14 protein-coding genes are annotated in these 15,322 nt (G+C 63.4%); 5 read left to right on the top strand and 9 right to left on the bottom strand.

Going from position 1 to position 15,322, the window contains the following annotated elements; all coding sequences use genetic code 11:
- Positions 1 to 154: 154 nt before the first annotated feature.
- The gene (locus tag D0T11_RS20495; protein ID WP_119657678.1) at positions 155 to 391 is read left to right on the top strand and encodes an MBL fold metallo-hydrolase RNA specificity domain-containing protein; all 237 of its coding nucleotides are present in this window, start codon (positions 155 to 157) and stop codon (positions 389 to 391) included.
- A gap of 169 nt (positions 392 to 560) precedes the next feature.
- Here D0T11_RS20495 and D0T11_RS20490 read toward each other — a convergent pair whose 3' ends face one another.
- From D0T11_RS20490 to ppsA, 4 genes are all read right to left on the bottom strand, one after another.
- Positions 561 to 1,367, bottom strand: coding sequence for an LOG family protein (locus D0T11_RS20490; RefSeq protein ID WP_245991088.1), 807 nt, complete (start codon positions 1,365 to 1,367; stop codon positions 561 to 563).
- A 174-nt stretch (positions 1,368 to 1,541) separates the two neighbouring features.
- On the bottom strand, positions 1,542 to 1,877 hold the full coding sequence (locus D0T11_RS23275; protein ID WP_245991085.1) for a CsbD family protein: 336 nt from the start codon (positions 1,875 to 1,877) through the stop codon (positions 1,542 to 1,544).
- 193 nt (positions 1,878 to 2,070) lie between these two features.
- The gene (locus D0T11_RS20480) at positions 2,071 to 2,724 is read right to left on the bottom strand and encodes a peroxiredoxin (RefSeq protein ID WP_119657676.1); all 654 of its coding nucleotides are present in this window, start codon (positions 2,722 to 2,724) and stop codon (positions 2,071 to 2,073) included.
- A gap of 75 nt (positions 2,725 to 2,799) precedes the next feature.
- Positions 2,800 to 5,247 carry a phosphoenolpyruvate synthase gene (ppsA, locus tag D0T11_RS20475; protein ID WP_119657675.1) on the bottom strand — a complete coding sequence of 816 codons (2,448 nt, stop codon included), beginning with the start codon at positions 5,245 to 5,247 and terminating at the stop codon, positions 2,800 to 2,802.
- A 236-nt stretch (positions 5,248 to 5,483) separates the two neighbouring features.
- Here ppsA and D0T11_RS20470 point away from each other — a divergent pair, with 236 nt between their 5' ends.
- From D0T11_RS20470 to D0T11_RS20460, 3 genes are all read left to right on the top strand, one after another.
- A complete protein-coding gene (locus tag D0T11_RS20470; protein WP_119657674.1) occupies positions 5,484 to 5,957 on the top strand; it encodes a hypothetical protein in 474 nt (157 codons plus the stop codon).
- Positions 5,958 to 6,008: 51 nt separating this feature from the next.
- The gene (locus tag D0T11_RS22730) at positions 6,009 to 6,524 is read left to right on the top strand and encodes a hypothetical protein (RefSeq protein WP_182888524.1); all 516 of its coding nucleotides are present in this window, start codon (positions 6,009 to 6,011) and stop codon (positions 6,522 to 6,524) included.
- Positions 6,525 to 6,860: 336 nt separating this feature from the next.
- On the top strand, positions 6,861 to 7,685 hold the full coding sequence (locus D0T11_RS20460; RefSeq protein WP_119657673.1) for a universal stress protein: 825 nt from the start codon (positions 6,861 to 6,863) through the stop codon (positions 7,683 to 7,685).
- Between the two features lie 159 nt (positions 7,686 to 7,844).
- Here D0T11_RS20460 and D0T11_RS20455 read toward each other — a convergent pair whose 3' ends face one another.
- From D0T11_RS20455 to D0T11_RS20435, 5 genes are all read right to left on the bottom strand, one after another.
- A complete protein-coding gene (locus D0T11_RS20455) occupies positions 7,845 to 8,831 on the bottom strand; it encodes a 2-hydroxyacid dehydrogenase (protein WP_119657672.1) in 987 nt (328 codons plus the stop codon).
- Positions 8,832 to 8,962: 131 nt separating this feature from the next.
- Positions 8,963 to 9,403, bottom strand: a complete 441-nt coding sequence (locus D0T11_RS23270; protein WP_245991080.1) for a hypothetical protein — start codon at positions 9,401 to 9,403, stop codon at positions 8,963 to 8,965.
- A gap of 234 nt (positions 9,404 to 9,637) precedes the next feature.
- Positions 9,638 to 10,636: an MlaD family protein gene (locus tag D0T11_RS20445; protein WP_119657671.1), complete on the bottom strand. Its 999-nt coding sequence runs from the start codon at positions 10,634 to 10,636 to the stop codon at positions 9,638 to 9,640.
- A gap of 131 nt (positions 10,637 to 10,767) precedes the next feature.
- Positions 10,768 to 11,556 carry an ABC transporter ATP-binding protein gene (locus D0T11_RS20440; protein WP_119657670.1) on the bottom strand — a complete coding sequence of 263 codons (789 nt, stop codon included), beginning with the start codon at positions 11,554 to 11,556 and terminating at the stop codon, positions 10,768 to 10,770.
- An 18-nt stretch (positions 11,557 to 11,574) separates the two neighbouring features.
- The gene (locus D0T11_RS20435) at positions 11,575 to 12,333 is read right to left on the bottom strand and encodes an MlaE family ABC transporter permease (RefSeq protein WP_119657669.1); all 759 of its coding nucleotides are present in this window, start codon (positions 12,331 to 12,333) and stop codon (positions 11,575 to 11,577) included.
- 215 nt (positions 12,334 to 12,548) lie between these two features.
- Between D0T11_RS20435 and glgP the strand changes: the two genes are divergently transcribed.
- Positions 12,549 to 15,089 (top strand): alpha-glucan family phosphorylase, encoded by a 2,541-nt coding sequence (gene glgP, locus D0T11_RS20430; protein ID WP_119657668.1) that lies wholly within the window; start codon positions 12,549 to 12,551, stop codon positions 15,087 to 15,089.
- The last annotated feature ends 233 nt before the right edge of the window (positions 15,090 to 15,322 follow it).

Here is a 15,322-nt window from a genome sequence, read left to right as displayed (position 1 = left end):
CAGGACGATAAGCAAAATGTCGCTCAGGGCGTGGGAGCAGCGACCCGCTACGCGAAAGTCCTGGACGTCGGCAAAATGGTGGTGCAAGTTCATCTGACGAAGGTACCATCCCAGCCAAAATCACCCTATTTGGTGCGGTAGCCCTATTGGCGAAATGGTACCCGTGCGCTGCCAGGTGAAACAACTTGACGGCTTCTCGGCCCATGCCGACCGCTCGGAGCTGCTGCGCTGGCTCGGCCAGTTTCAGGCCCCGCCCAAGCGCACGTTCATCGTGCACGGCGAGCCTGCGCCCGCCGAGGCCCTGGCGAAAACCCTGCGCCAAGATATGGGCTGGCCTAACGTGGAGGTGCCCGATTATCTGGACAGTAAATTGCTGTTTGAGAGTATTTAGGGCGGCTGTTCAGCAATTCGTCAGCCGGTCATGCTGAAAAAACGGTCATGCTGAGCTTGCTGAAGCATCTCTACCGTGCAAGTAATTGATTTACTATTGCGGTAGAGATGCTTCGGCTTCGCTCAGCATGACCGTTTTTATTGCCCCGAATAGCTTCACGGCAAAGACCTTACTCGCCCAGCCACCACCAGCGCCGGGGCCGCCGCTGGGCCGCCAACTCATACCTGACCACAGCATGCTGCTCGATGTGGGCCAGGGCCTCCTCCACCGAATCGGTGTAGGTGAGCAGCCGCAAATCGGCCGGCGCGACCATGCCCTGGGCTTCGAGTCGGGTGAGCAGCTCGCGCAACGGCTGCCAATAGGCGCGGCCGACCACAACGACTGGGAAGTCCATGATTTTCCGGGTCTGGATGAGCGTGAGGGCTTCGAACAGCTCGTCGAGCGTGCCGATGCCGCCGGGCATGATAACGAAGGCGTAGGAGTATTTGACCAGCAGTACCTTGCGCACGAAAAAGTGTCGGCAGGCCAGCCAATAGTCCAGGTAAGGGTTGGGCTGCTGCTCCTTGGGTAACACGATGTTGCAGCCCACGGAAGGTCCGCCGGCGTCGCGGGCCCCGCGGTTGGCGGCCTCCATAATTCCTGGCCCGCCGCCGGTGAGCACCGTGAAGCCCTGCCGACTCAGGCCCGCCCCCAGCTGCCGGGCCAGGGCATAAAACGGCGAGTCTTCGGTGACCCGTGCCGAACCGAACACCGACACGCACGGCCCCACAAAGTGCAGCACCCGAAAACCGCGCAGAAACTCGCGCACCACCGTCCACACAAAGCGCAACTCCCGCCGCCGGGTGCTCGGGCCAGCCAGGAAGCGTCGCTCAGCCCGTTGGCCGGGTGGGAATGAGCCGTGGGCCGGCGGGAGCGGTTGGTCTGACAGGCCCGCTTTACTCCGGAAGCTGGTGGGGTTGTCATGGTTTGCAGGCACAGGAATGGTCGGCACGGGGGTTGAGGTTAGGCCATCGGCTCAGCCGGCAGCAACAGAATTGATACGTCAGTGCCTCATATACTAAAAGCCCGCCACCAGTTTGCCGCAGGTCCAAGTGGGTCCGGTGCAGCAAGCCAGTGGCGGGCTCGTTATGTGTCGGCGTCTGCCAGGGGCCTACAGGGCGTTCAGCATCTTCACGATTTTGCGCTTGCGCTTGCGCTTGCCCAGCTTGGCCTGCAGCCGGCTCACCAGCTCGTGGCCCTTGCCTTCCACGTAGGTCAGGTCTTCGTCGGTGAGGTGGGTGTAGGCTTGTTGCAGCTTGGTTTTGAGCTGACTCCAGTCGCCTTGCAGCCGCAGCCGCTGGTTGGTGCGGTAATGGCGGAACTGGCGGCGGCGCTCCATGCTGCTCTTGGAATACAGCAGGATGCCAACAACTGCCCCCACGCCGGCACCGGCCAGGGAAGTGAGCAATACTTTGCCGGTGGTGTTTTTGGGCTTTTCGTACGTCATCGTAAAGGGACTAAAAAAGTGATTAATAAAGCCACAGGCCAACTTCGGCACCGGGCGTTTGATTCAGCAAAGGTGGTGTCCAGCCCGCCCCGCTACGCTGATTTTCAACGGCCGGAATGCTGATGTTCGTCAAGTTCCGGGCGGCGCTGAAAACAGGAGGCTGGAGCTGGTCGGGAGCAGGAAAATACCGTGCTTACAGCTGTTTTGTGGCCAGGTAGAAGTCCATCTTCTCCACCGAGTCATCGGCCAGCCGGGCATCGAGCTGGTCCAGGGTTTGGGGCGCGGGCAGAATAACTTTCTCACCGGGCTGCCAGTCCAGCGGCAACGACACCTTGTGCGCATCGCTGAACTGCATGGCCTGGAGCACCCGCAGAATCTCATCCATGTTGCGCCCCACGCTCATGGGGTAGTACATAATCAGGCGGACGATGTGGGCGGGGTCGATGAAGAAGACGGCCCGCACGGCGGCGGTTTCGCTGGCCCCCGGCTGCAACATGCCGTAGAGGCGGGCCACTTTCATGTCAATATCCGCAATGATGGGAAAGCGGAAGTACACGCCGCTTTTTTCGCGCACGTTGTTCACCCAGGCAATGTGGGCGTGAATGCTGTCGATGCTCAGGCCCAGCAGCGCGGCATTGAGGGCGGTGAATTCCGACTGGCGCGCGGCAAAACCGCTCATTTCGGTCGTGCACACGGGCGTGAAATCGGCCGGATGCGAGAAGAAAACCACCCACTTGCCGGGCGCAAAGTCGGAAAACTTAATGCGCCCGGTCGTGGATAGCGCCTCAAAATCGGGGGCCGGGGAGCCGATGCTGGGCATGGTGATGGCTGGTTGGGAAGCGTCCATTTATAAGGGAGATAGAGCGCTAAAAAACGAGTAGCAAGACCTCATGGGCCGTTGCGCACGGGTAAGGGGACGGGCCTACACAAGCGCCTTCTGCGGAGTGGAGGCGGCCGGCTTACCATGCACGGCCGCTTCCGCCGCCACCATATTGGCCATGCCTTGCAGCAGCGCGTCGGGGGTGAAGGAGATGCTGTTGATACCCTGCTCGACCAGGAAGCGGGCGAATTCGGGGTAGTCGCTCGGGGCCTGGCCGCAGAGGCCGATGGGCCGCTCGCAGTGCTTGGCCGTGCCGATAACCTGCGTTAGCAGCTGGGTTACGGCCTCGTTGCGCTCATCGAACAACTGGCTGATGATGGCCGAGTCGCGGTCGATGCCGAGCGTGAGCTGGGTAAGGTCGTTGGAGCCGATGGAGAAGCCGTCGAACACCTCGGCGAATTCGCGGGCCAGGATGACGTTGCTCGGAATTTCGGCCATCACGTAGATTTCCAGCCCTTCCTCGCCCTGCTTGAGACCAAATTCCTCCATCAGGGCCACTACTTGCTGGCCCTCGGCCACGGTACGGCAGAAGGGTACCATCACTTTCACGTTGGTCAGGCCCATGTCGCGGCGCACGCGGCGCAGGGCGGCGCACTCCAGCCGGAACCCCTCGCGGTACTGGGGGCTGTAGTAGCGCGAGGCTCCGCGGAAGCCCAGCATCGGGTTTTCCTCGTGGGGCTCAAACTGCCGCCCGCCCACCAGGTTGGCGTACTCGTTGGTTTTGAAGTCGCTGAGCCGCACAATGACTTCGCGCGGATAAAACGCCGCCGCCACGAAGCCAATCGCCTGGGCGAGCTTCTCGACGAAATAATCGGGCTTGCTGGGGTAGTGGGCGGTGAGCTGCTCAATCTCGGCGCGGGCGTGCTCGTCAGTCAACTTATCAAACTCCACCAGCGCCATCGGATGCACGCGAATAGTGTTGTTGATAACGAACTCCATGCGCATCAGCCCCACGCCCTGGCTGGGGTAGCGGGCCAGCTGCAAGGCCCGGCCGGGGTCGGCGAGGATGAGCAGGGCCTTGGTTTCGGGCCGGACCACCTGGGCCAGGTCCAGGTCGGTTTCGGTCCAGGCCAGCTGGCCGTCGAACACCTGCCCGGCGTCGCCCTCGGCGCAGGACACGGTAATCACCTGCCCGTCCTTGATTCTGGCCGTAGCATCGAGCGTGCCCACTACGGCCGACAGCCCCAGCTCGCGGGCCACAATGGCCGCGTGGCTGGTGCGCCCGCCCTTGTTGGTAACTATGACGGCCGCGTTCTGGAGCACGGCGTTCCAGTCGGGGCTGGTGATATCGGTGACCAGGATTTCGCCCGGTTGCAGGCGGTGCCCGTCGGCCGGCGAATCGATGATGCGGGCCACGCCCGACACAATCTGGCTGCCCACGGCCTTGCCGGTGGCCAGCACCGGGCCGGTTTCGGTGAGGTGGTACTCGTGCAGGCGCAGGTCCTGGTGGCCGTGGTGAATGGTTTCGGGGCGGGCCTGCACAATGTAGAGCTCGTTGTTGAGCCCGTCCTTGGCCCACTCAATGTCCATGGGCATGCCGTAGTGCTCCTCAATCACGAGGCACCAACGGCCCAGCTGCTCGGCCTCGGCATCGGTGAGCACGAACAGTTCACGCTGCGCGGCCGGCGTGTCGGTGTTGATGATGTTGTTTACCGGATGGTCGGAGGAGGCCCCGGCCGTGGGGGCGGCGTAGCGCATGGTTTTGGCCTTGTCGCCCAGCTTCTTGGTCACCAGCGCCTGATGGCCATCGCGCAATGAGGGCTTGAAGAGGTAAAACTCGTCGGGGTTCACCGCCCCCTGCACCACGTTTTCGCCCAGCCCCCAGCTGCCGGTCAAGTACACGAACTGGTCATGCCCCGTCTCGGGCTCGATGGTAAAAGCTACGCCGGCGGCGGCCAAATCCGAGTGCACCATCGTCTGCACGCCCACCGACAGGGCCACCTGCATGTGGTCGAACTCATTGACCACGCGGTACTTGATAGCCCGGTCGTTGAACAGCGACTCGTAGCAGCGCTGGCAGGCTTCGAGCACCGCCTGCTCGCCCCGTACGTTCAGAAACGAGTCGTGCTGGCCGGCGAAGCTGGCGGTGGGCAGGTCCTCGGCCGTGGCGCTGCTGCGCACCGCCACTTCCGTCCGGTCGCGATATTCGGCCGTCAGCTCGCGGTACGACTCCCGGATGGCCGTAACCACGGTGGCGGGCAGGGTGGCCCTACGCACCAGCGAGCGGGCCCGGGCCCCCACGTCGGGCAGGTTGGTGAAATTCTTCGTGTCCAAAGTTGCCAGCAGTTCGGTGAGCGGCGTGCGCAGGCCGTTCTCATCCAGAAACAGCCAGTAGGCGGCGGCCGTGGTGGCAAACCCGTCGGGCACGCTGATGCCCTGGTCGCGGAGCTTGTTGAACATTTCCCCCAGAGAGGCGTTTTTGCCGCCCACCAGGGCCACTTTGTCGTTAGCCAGTTCCCGGAAGAAGAGCGTGAGTGCTGCGTTTTTCATGGTGCGGTGCTAAAAGTTGGGGGAAGGCAAAACCGGGCGGCGCGACTGGCTGAGAAGGCCGGTCGGCAGTCGGCGGCGGTACGGCCGGTGCAGGGCAAAGTACCGGCGCGGGGCCGGCCGGCGGAATGCCCAATGTCATGCGCGGGCCATGATGTTCGTCAGGGCCCCGCAGCCGGGGCGAGGGTATTTTTGTAGTAGCCCTTAGCAAGAAGCTGCCGTAAGCCGGCCGTATTCCCATGACTCTTTTCTCGCCGCGCCCTACGCTACTATGGCTCCTGGGCCTGCTCGGACTGGGAGCCCTGGGCGGTGGGAGGCTCCTGGCCCTTGCTCCCTCCGGCCGGCTGCTGGGCATGCCGGTGGCCATGCTGGGTGGGTCGCCTTTTGCTGATTTTCTCGTGCCCGGCATCGTACTCTTTACCGTGCTGGGCGTGGCACCTTGCCTGCTGGTAGTCGCCCTGCGAAAGAAACCGCAAAGTCAGCTGGCCGAACGCCTTAATGTCTTTGGCGATATGCACTGGGCATGGACGGGCAGCATCTACGTGGCGTTTGCCCTGATTCTGTGGATACAGCTGGAAATGGTTTTTCTCAACGCCGTGAGCTGGCTGCACACCGTGTACATGGTGTGGGCCCTCGCCATTCTCTTCGTCGCCCTGTTGTCCCCCGTTCGCCGATTCTATAAAAAGGAAGAAAGCCGGGCTGTTACTACCTGAAAAACGGCTTTTGAGAAACGTGATGCCCCGTCCTGAAGCAAGCGGCATTCGATGAAACCCGACACGAAGCTATTGATTATCAAGGTTATCCATACGATGGTATGGGGATTCTTCGTGGCCGTCATCGGCTACGTGCTCTACTGCGGCATTACCGACCAGATAACCTGGCGCACGTGGGTGGCCTGCGCCCTGGTGGTAGCCGAAGGCGGGGTACTGCTGCTTTTCCGCCGCCATTGCCCCCTCACGCTGCTGGCCCGCCGCTACTCCCACTCCCGCCGCGACAACTTCGACATCTTCCTGCCCAACTGGCTGGCCCGCCACAACCAACTGATTTTCACCTCGATTTACGTGTTAGCGCTGCTGCTGCTCGGCTACCGGCTGGGCCAGCAGGTTGGCGGTAGTACCCGCAAGGCGCACCACGCCCGCTTGGGTGGTCACGACAATCCGGTGGTCCAACAGGCATTCCTGCGAAACAAAGAACTGCTTAACGGCGGCCGTAATGGCGGCGTCGGTAACAGGCTCCACTGCGGCGGGTTGGCGGTTAGAATTCAAGGCTTGCATGAATAAGAGCAGAAGAAAGAATACGTGGGAAGAAGGGACTGGCAGCAGTGAGACATTAAAAATAGTGCGTCCCCAAAGGCAAACGAATGATGATAATTGCCTTACTCCATGACGTTTGTCAAAGCGGTGGCGCGCGATGCCCAACCGATATATCCGCATAGGGTGAAAGGCTGTCGGGGCTGGTCCGTAGCTGAGTGGCATCCCCAAGCAGAGAAGCAGGGTGGTGAGGAGCTACCGCCGTCCGCATGACGAACATCATGGGTCAGGCAGATTTTTAGCAGGTTTCGCGGGGCAGAAGACTGGTTTATTTGCTTCTCTGTCCTCCCCTTTTCCACCCGGCTCATGGCCTCCTCGCTCCTCGTGCTCACCGATTTTGCTCAACCGGCCAACCAGGCCCTGGCTTATGCCGACCGCCTGGCCGCAGCCATTGGCGCGCAGTTGGTGCTGCTGCACGTATCCCGCGACGCGCTGCCAGACCCCGAGCAGCTCGGCGGCCCGCTGCTCGACCTGGGCACCGAGGCTACCGACCTGGCCTTTGCCAGCCTGCTAAGCGGACTGACCGCCCCCGCCGAGGCCGAAATAGGCCATGGTCCGGTAGCCGAGGCCGTGGCGCAGGCCGTCCGGCAGCACCAGCCCACGCTCATCGTGCTAAGCCGCACCGACGCGGGCGATACCCCCGATAAGCAGCTCATGCCCCTTTCGGTCGCCCTGCTGCACCGGGTTCCGCACCCCCTGCTGATGGTGCCCGAAAGTCCCGTGCCCCTGCCCGTACCCCACCGCGTGCTGCTGGCCCTCGACAAGGAAGCCTTTACCCTTGGCCAGTACGCCGGGGCAATGCGCGGCCTGCTCGACGCGCTGGCCGCCGCCGTTACGGTGTTGCATGTATTATTGCCCTGCCACGTAAACCAACATGCCGCCCAGGCCCTCGAAGCGGTACGGCGCACGGGATTAATTGCTGATGTCGCGGAGCCGGTTCTGCACCGCCACGTATCCGCAATGCACCCGGCCGAGGGCATCCTCCGGATAATCGGCACGGCCGAATACGACTTGGTGGCCCTGGTGGCCCGCCCCCGCAGTTTCCTGGGCCGGCTGTTTCACCGGAGCGTCACGGCGCAGGTGCTGCTGCATAGCCCCATCCCCGTGCTGATATTGCCCGCACTGGAGTAGCACACAGGCAGGATGGCTTCTGCGCTTGGTTGACTTAGTTGAGGATGTTGAATTCGAGCACCAATCGGCACGGTGGAACGAAGGTGCGCCAGCCGGCTACTGCCTGGGACCCCAAGCAGTAGCCGGCTGGACAATAAGCTCGCGCAGAAACTGCCTTGATTACAACTGATGCGGCGCGGGCTGGCCCTGGCCCCAGGCGTCGAGGCTGGCCACCACGGCATCGGCAATATTGGTGAGGGCCTCGCGGGTGAGGTAGGCCTGGTGGCCGGTGAGCAGCACGTTGGGGTAGGTGAGCAGCTTGGCATAGAGCGGGTCGCGCACTTTATCAGTGCTGTGGTCTCCGAAAAAGAGCCCTTTTTCGTGCTCGTACACGTCGAGGCCGAGGTAGCCGAGCTGGCCCGAATTGAGGGCGCGCAGGGCGGCTTCGGTGTCGAGCACGCCGCCCCGGCCAGTGTTCACCAGCAGTACGCCACGCTTCATCTGGCCCAGCACCTGGTCGTTTAGCAGGTGCTGAGTCTGGGCGTTGAGGGGCGTGTGTAGCGACACGATGTCGGCCTGGGCGCAGAGCTCGGGCAGCGGCACGTAGCGCAGACCGTATTGGGCGGTCAGGTCGGGATTGGGCTGGATGTCGGTGCCCAGCAGCCGGCAGCCGAAACCGTGCAGAATACGCGCCAGCACTTCCCCGATGCGGCCTACTCCCACAATGCCCACGGTTTTGCCGTGCAGGTCGAAGCCCATCAGGTCGTCCAGGCGGAAGTCGTTGGTCCGCAGCTGCTGATTGGCCTGGCGCAGGTGGCGGCACAGGGCCAGCATCAGCAGTACAGCGTGCTCAGCAATGGCGTAAGGCGAGTAGTCGGGCACGTTGGCCACGCGCAGGCCCAGCCGGTGGGCGGCGGGCAGGTCCACGTTGTCGGTGCCGGCGGCGCGCACCGCCACGGAGCGTACCCCGCATCCGTGCAACTGCTCCAGTACCGGGGCCGAGAGGTTATCGGGGGAAAATACGCAAACGGCTTCGGAGCCCCGCGCCAGCGCCACGGTTGCATCGTTGAGGCTAGTTTCGAGAAACCGCAGCTCGTGGCGGCCGGCGTTGGCCTGTTCCAGGAAGGGCCGCTCGAAGGCTAAGGTGCTGAAGATGGTAACGTTCATAAAGACTGGCGGAAGTAAAACTGGTAGCTACCCGGAGTCAGGCCCCGTGCGGTTGCGGCTGTTGGCGCGCGTTTTCCACGGCGGATAACGGGTGTTTTAGAAGCTGTTCTGTGAGCCATCCGGCTGGCGTGCTATAGGGCATTCAGCATGGTTACAATCGTAACCTGGCTCTTGCCCAACTTGCTTTGCAGGCGGCTGACCAGCTCCTGGTCCTTACCGGCCACATAGGTCAGGTCCTCGTCGGTGAGGTGAGTGTATTCCTGCTGGAGCTTGTTTTTGATGGTGGGCCACTCGCTTTTCAGGTGCAGACCGCCGTTTTTGCCCGTACCCCGCGCCAGGGCTTCGAGTTGGTGGGCCGATTGGCTGACCGTTGCTTCCAGCTTGTCGAGGACGCGGCCGGCCTGTTTGCCCAGCTCGTGGCCGTAGTGACCGGCAGCGTGCTTGAGGCGGCGGCGGGTGGTCCGGCCCAGCCCGGAGGTCAGCAATAGGGTGGCTATAGCACCCACGCCGGCCCCAGCCAGAAAAACGACGCTGGGTTTGCCCATCAGGTATTTTTTTGCTTTCGTCTTCATAAAACAGCAGGAATTAGGGGAAGAAAGTAGTGCGGCCCGACCATCCGGGCGGGGCCTTACAAAGGTTACGCCCCGCTCCCTGGCCTGTCTTGACAAATGTTAGCCGTACCCGGTGATACTAATCATTTTGAAGCCCTTACCCCACCCGCGCCCTGGCTGGAGGCTGGCAACCGGCCAAGGCGCGAGCACTGGTAGATTCCCCATTGGCAGTCCCGGCCCGTCTGGTTAGCCGCGTTAGCGTGCCCGGCCCAGCTGCTTCAAGGAGTCGGCCGTGGCGCGGGCTTCCTGCTTGGCCTGGCGGCGGAAGTAGCCGCGCAACAGGAAGTTGTGTTGCAGGGCCGTCATGCTTTCGTTGAGCTTGTCGGTGCTCTGGGACACGTTGCCCAGGGTCTGGCGCAGCTGCCGGGCCGCCGTGGTGTCGGTGAGCAGCGTTTGCACCGGGCCGCCGCCGGCTTGCAACTGCCGTTGCAGGCCGTTGAGGGTCGCGGCCAGCGTATCGGAAGTGCCAGCTAGCTGCCGGGTAGCGTGGGTTAGCTGGCCGGCAAAGGCCTCGTCGGTAAACAGGTAGCCCAGCGGCCCCCGGCCCCGGCGCACGCCGCTGATAAGCTGGCGCACATCGGTAGCGGCCGCGTTGAGCTGGGTCGACGCGGCGGCGGCATTGCGCGCGCTCCGGCTCACGTCGGCCGGTAGCTGCTCGTCGCTCAGCAGCTGCCAAATAGCTTTGCTGTTATTGAGCTTATCCGTGACTTGGCGCAGGCCGCTGGTAATGCCCACCAGGTTTTTGTTGGAAACGTCGAGCGTGGCCAGCATGGCGTCGAGGCTGGTTTGCTCTTTAGTGGGCAGCCGGTCGCCAGCCTGCACGGGCGGAGCCGGGCCGGGGCTGGCAGTGAGGTTGATGATGGTGTTGCCTACCAGCCCGTCGGTGCCGATGCTGGCCACCGCGTTGCGGCGCACGAAGCGCTGCACGTCTTGGTTCAGGCTCATGGTCACACGCACCGTGGTGTCATTGACAATAACGATATCCTTAACGGTGCCCGCCGTAATGCCCCCCAGCCGCACGTTGTTGCCAGTGAGCAGGCCGGCCACGTTGCGGAAGTCGGCCTGCACCGGCAGGCTGGATTGAAACAGGTTTTGCTGGCGGCCCAGCAGGTAGAGCACCACCAGCAGGCAGCCCACTCCTACCATCACGAACAGGCCGAGGCGCACTTGATTGCTGGTTGAGTTGCTGGGCATGGCGAGGGGAGTTAAGGGGTGGGTAGGATAGGTAGATAGGATATAAGAACGGTCATGCTTCGACTCCGCTCCGCTTCGCTCAGCATGACCGTTCTTTTCAGGGTAATCCGGTTTATCAAACCATTTTATTATCAAATAAAAAATTGGTTAACCCGTGGGTCTTCGTGCTTGGCCAACTCCTGATAGGTACCCTGGGCGTAACAGCGGCCATCAGCCAGCATGGCCACCCGGTCGGCCACGAGGCGCACGCTGTCCATGTCGTGGGAAATGATGAAGGCGGCCGTCTGGTATTTCTGCTGCACCTGCCGGATGAGGGCACTGATTTCGCGGGCCGTGATGGGGTCCAGGCCCGTGGTGGGCTCGTCGTAGAGGATGATTTCGGGCCGCAGAATTAGGGTGCGGGCCAACGCAATGCGCTTGCGTTGGCCGCCCGACAGTTCGGCCGGCATCTTGTCGGCGGTGTCGGCCAGGCCCACGTCTTCCAGGGCCTGCTGCACCAACTCCTTTTCCTGGCCCCGGCGGTCGGCCAGCCACTGCCGGCGTAGCGGAAACAGCAGGTTCTCGCGCACCGTCATCGAGTCGTACAGGGCGTTGCTTTGGAACAGGAAGCCCAGCTTGGCCCGCAGCTTATCCATGGCCTCGTGGTCGAGGGTGCTAATATCCTGCCCCAGCACCGTGATGCGGCCGGCGTCGGGCCGCAGCAGGCCGATAATGCACTTCACCAGCACTGACTTCCCAGAGCCCGACTTACCCAGCACCACCACGTTCTCGCCCCGGTGCAGGTCCAGCGAGAAATCCTGCAGCACGTGGTTGTCGCCGAACGATTTGCTCAGGTGCTCCAGCGTAAGCACCACCTCGGCGGAGCCGGGAGGGGCCGTGGGTTGCGAATCAGCGGGTTGGAGGGTGGTTTCGGGTAGCACGGGGCGGGGCAGTTAAAGTCAGTTAAAGCCCAGCAGACCGGTAATCTGCACGGCCAGCAGGTCGAGAATGAAAATCAGCAGCGACGACACCACAACGGCCGAGTTGGCCGCCGCCCCCACGCCCGCGGTGCCTTTGGCCGCGTAGTAACCCTTGTAGCAGCCCACGATGCCCACCGCGAAGCCGAAGAAAAAAGTCTTGAAAAAGGCCGGCAGTACATCGGCGAAAGTCAGCCCGCTCAGGATGTTGTTGGTGAACAGGGCCAGCGTCGTCACGCCCTGGGTGTTGATGCCCACGTAGGAGGCGTAGAGCCCGATGGCGTCGGCCAGCACCGTGAGCAGCGGCAGCATCAGGGTAGTAGCCAGCACCCGCGTAACCACCAAGTATTTAAACGGATTGGTGCCCGACACTTCCATGGCGTCAATCTGCTCGGTTACCCGCATCGAGCCCAGCTCGGCCCCGATGCTGGAGCCGATTTTGCCCGCAAAAATCAGCGCCGTGATAATCGGCCCCATTTCGCGGATAATGGTCAGCCCGACCATCGTCGGAATCCAGGATTCGGCCCCGAACTGGGCCATGGTGGGCCGGCTTTGCAGCGTAAGCACCAGGCCCATGATGAAGCCCGTGATGCCCACCATCGGCAACGACTGGTAGCCCACCACGAAGCACTGGTAGAAGAACTCGCGCACCTCGTAGCGCGGCCGGAACCCCTCGCGGAAGAACCGCCCGACAAACTGCACGATAGCACCAGTTTCGGCAAGAAAAGGGCTGTTGAACAAAGCGCAGGGGAGTAAGAGAATAGCCGTTGCAGGAAGTAGCCAGCTACAAATAACTGGCAATCAACCAGCAACAGCCATGAATAATATCATGCGCGGGCCATGACGTTCGTCAGGGGGCCGCGGCTGGGGCGGGCGTACTCTTGCGGTGAGCTACCTCCTCGGTAGCCAGGAGAGGCGCGCCGCCAGCGCCCTTCCTCCCCAAAAATTCCGACAGTATGAATCCAGACAGCCTGAAATTCGGCCAGCAGCCCGGCTTTTTGCCCACCGAGCTACCCGGCCTCGATACCCTGACGGAGCTGGCCCTGGACCTGCAATGGTCGTGGAACCACGCGGCTGATGCGCTGTGGCAGCAGCTTGATGCCGAGCTGTGGGACCGGACCCACAACCCCTGGATAGTGTTGCAAACGGCCTCGCGCGAGGCCCTCAAGCAGCACCTCGCCGACCCTGCTTTCCAGGGACAGATGGCGGCCCTGATGGCGCACAAGCAAGCGGCGGCAGCCCGGCCCAAATGGTTTCAGCAGCAGCACCCCGAGTCGCCCCTGCGTTGCGTGGCCTACTTCAGCATGGAATATATGCTGAGCGAGGCACTGCCGATTTACGTGGGCGGGCTGGGCAACGTGGCCGGCGACCAGCTGAAATCGGCCAGTGACCTGGGCGTGCCCGTGGTGGCGGTGGGCCTGCTGTATCAGCAGGGCTACTTCCGGCAGGAGATTGACCGCCAGGGGGCTCAGCAGGCCCGGTTTCCGTACAACGACCCCGGCCAGCTGCCCATTACCCCGCTGCGGCTGCCCAACGGCGAATGGCTGCGGCTCCCGATTACGCTTTCGGGCTTTCCGGTGTGGCTGCGCACCTGGCAGGTGCGGGTGGGCGGCGTAATGCTCTACCTGCTCGACAGCAACGACGCGGCCAACCTGCCAGTGCACCGCGGCATCACGGCCGAGCTGTACGGCGGGGGCATGGAGCTGCGCATCCAGCAGGAAATCGTGCTTGGGATGGGCGGCTGGCAGCTGCTGCGGGCCCTGGGCATTGCGCCCGAGGTGTGCCACCTCAACGAGGGCCACGCGGCCTTCGTGGTACTGGCGCGGGCGCGCACGTTCATGCAGGAAACCGGCCTCTCATTTGAGGCGGCGCTGGCCGTAACGCGCCCCGGCAACCTGTTCACCACCCACACGGCCGTGGCGGCGGGCTTCGACCACTTCAGCCCGGCGCTGCTGGAGCAGTTTCTGGGCGACTACGCCCGCCAGGAGCTGGGCATACCCTTCGACACGCTGCTGACCCTGGGCCGCCACCCCGGCAACCCCGCCGAGTCGTTCAATATGGCCCTGCTGGCCATTCGGGGCTGCGGGGCCGTGAACGGAGTGAGCCAGCTGCACGGCGAGGTGAGCCGGCAGCTGTTCGGCGGGCTGTTTCCGCGCTGGCCCACCGCCGAGGTACCGATAGGCCACGTCACCAACGGCGTGCACATGCCCAGCTGGGATTCGGAGGCCGCCGACGCCATCTGGACCACCGCCTGCGGTAAAGAGCGGTGGCGCGGCGGCCTCGATACGCTGGCCGAAAACATCAGGCAGGTGCCCGACGACGCTTTGTGGGAGTTGCGCACCAGTTGCCGGCAGGAGCTGGTGGCCTACACCCGCGCCCGGCTGGCCCGGCAGTTTCTCGTAGCGGGCCACTCGCCCGAACTCGTAGCTGTTGCCGGCCAGGTATTCGACGACCGCACCCTCACGCTGGGCTTTGCCCGCCGCTTCGTGGCCTACAAGCGGCCCAACCTGCTGCTGCACAACCCCGAACGGTTCATCCGGCTGCTCACCAACCCCGAACAGCCCGTGCAGCTGGTGCTGGCCGGCAAGGCCCCGCCCTCCGACGAAATCGGCAAGGCCCTGATTCAGCAGTGGACGCAGTTTATTGCCGAGCACAACCTGCATCAGCACGTGGTTTTTTTGAGTGATTACGACATGCTCATGGCCGAGCACCTGGTGCAGGGCGTGGATGTGTGGCTGAACACGCCCCGCCGGCCCTGGGAAGCCTGCGGCACCAGCGGCATGAAGGTGCTCGTGAATGGCGGCCTCAACCTCTCGGAGCTCGACGGCTGGTGGGCCGAAGCCTACACCCCCGCCGTGGGCTGGGCCCTGGGCGACGGCCAGCAGCACGCCAACGACCCCGCCCAGGACGCCGCCGAAGCCGACGCGCTCTACACCCTGCTCGAAACCCAGGTAGTGCCCGAGTTCTACGCCCGCGACGCCCAGGGCATTCCCGCCCGCTGGGTCGAGCGGATGCGCCGGAGCATGGCCACGCTCACGCCGCAGTTCTCGGCCAACCGCACCGTGCGCCAATACACACAGGACTATTACCTGCCCGCCGCCACCCGCTACGCCCAACGCGCCGCCAACCAGGGCGCGGCCGGCGCGGCCATCGTGCGGCAGCGCCAACAAATTGCCAGCGAGTGGGATAAGCTGGAATTTGGCGAGCTGCAAACGGAAAGCGTCGCCAACAGCTACCAGTTTCACGTGCCCCTGCGGCTGGGTATCCTCACCCCCGACCAGGTGCTGGTGGAGCTATACGCCCAGGGCTTCCCCGGCACCGCCGCCCAGCGCATCCCGCTGCAACCGGCTGCCGCCCCTACTGCCGACGGCTACCTGCACTACCAGGCCCTGGTAACCACCCCGCGCCCCGCCACTGATTTCACGGCCCGCGTCGTGCCCGCCTACAAGGGCGTCGCCGTGCCGCTGGAGGACCAGCGGATTCTGTGGCAGCGGTGAGGCGGGAATAAACCTGTTTATTCAGCAAGCTCGTCATCCCCCATGTACAGCACGGCCGAATCTCGTTTGTAAAGGGCTAGAAACTAGACTTTATTCGACTTGGTTGGGGAGTTTATCGGGCGCGTAAGCACGCAAGGCGCTACGTACGCGCAGGTTGTGGAGCCCGCAGGCCACGGCCATGACGGTGTCACGCCGCCATTCGCCGCGTAGGCGTAGCGTGTCCTGCACCATGC

The organism is Hymenobacter rubripertinctus, from assembly GCF_003583925.1.
In the GTDB taxonomy this organism is placed as follows: Bacteria; Bacteroidota; Bacteroidia; order Cytophagales; family Hymenobacteraceae; genus Hymenobacter; species Hymenobacter rubripertinctus.
Note: the sequence above shows the minus strand (reverse complement) of the source record. Positions and strands in the feature narration are given on the sequence as shown.

Bases quoted from the DNA above. Each gene is read 5' to 3' on its own strand.
- D0T11_RS20480 (WP_119657676.1), bottom strand. From the start codon at position 2,724: ATGGACGCTTCCCAACCAGCCATCACCATGCCCAGCATCGGCTCCCCG.
- glgP (WP_119657668.1), top strand. From the start codon at position 12,549: ATGAATCCAGACAGCCTGAAATTCGGCCAGCAGCCCGGCTTTTTGCCC.
- D0T11_RS20470 (WP_119657674.1), top strand. From the start codon at position 5,484: ATGACTCTTTTCTCGCCGCGCCCTACGCTACTATGGCTCCTGGGCCTG.
- ppsA (WP_119657675.1), bottom strand. From the start codon at position 5,247: ATGAAAAACGCAGCACTCACGCTCTTCTTCCGGGAACTGGCTAACGAC.
- D0T11_RS20455 (WP_119657672.1), bottom strand. From the start codon at position 8,831: ATGAACGTTACCATCTTCAGCACCTTAGCCTTCGAGCGGCCCTTCCTG.
- D0T11_RS22730 (WP_182888524.1), top strand. From the start codon at position 6,009: ATGAAACCCGACACGAAGCTATTGATTATCAAGGTTATCCATACGATG.
- D0T11_RS20460 (WP_119657673.1), top strand. From the start codon at position 6,861: ATGGCCTCCTCGCTCCTCGTGCTCACCGATTTTGCTCAACCGGCCAAC.
- D0T11_RS20445 (WP_119657671.1), bottom strand. From the start codon at position 10,636: ATGCCCAGCAACTCAACCAGCAATCAAGTGCGCCTCGGCCTGTTCGTG.
- D0T11_RS20495 (WP_119657678.1), top strand. From the start codon at position 155: ATGGTACCCGTGCGCTGCCAGGTGAAACAACTTGACGGCTTCTCGGCC.
- D0T11_RS23270 (WP_245991080.1), bottom strand. From the start codon at position 9,403: ATGAAGACGAAAGCAAAAAAATACCTGATGGGCAAACCCAGCGTCGTT.
- D0T11_RS23275 (WP_245991085.1), bottom strand. From the start codon at position 1,877: ATGACGTACGAAAAGCCCAAAAACACCACCGGCAAAGTATTGCTCACT.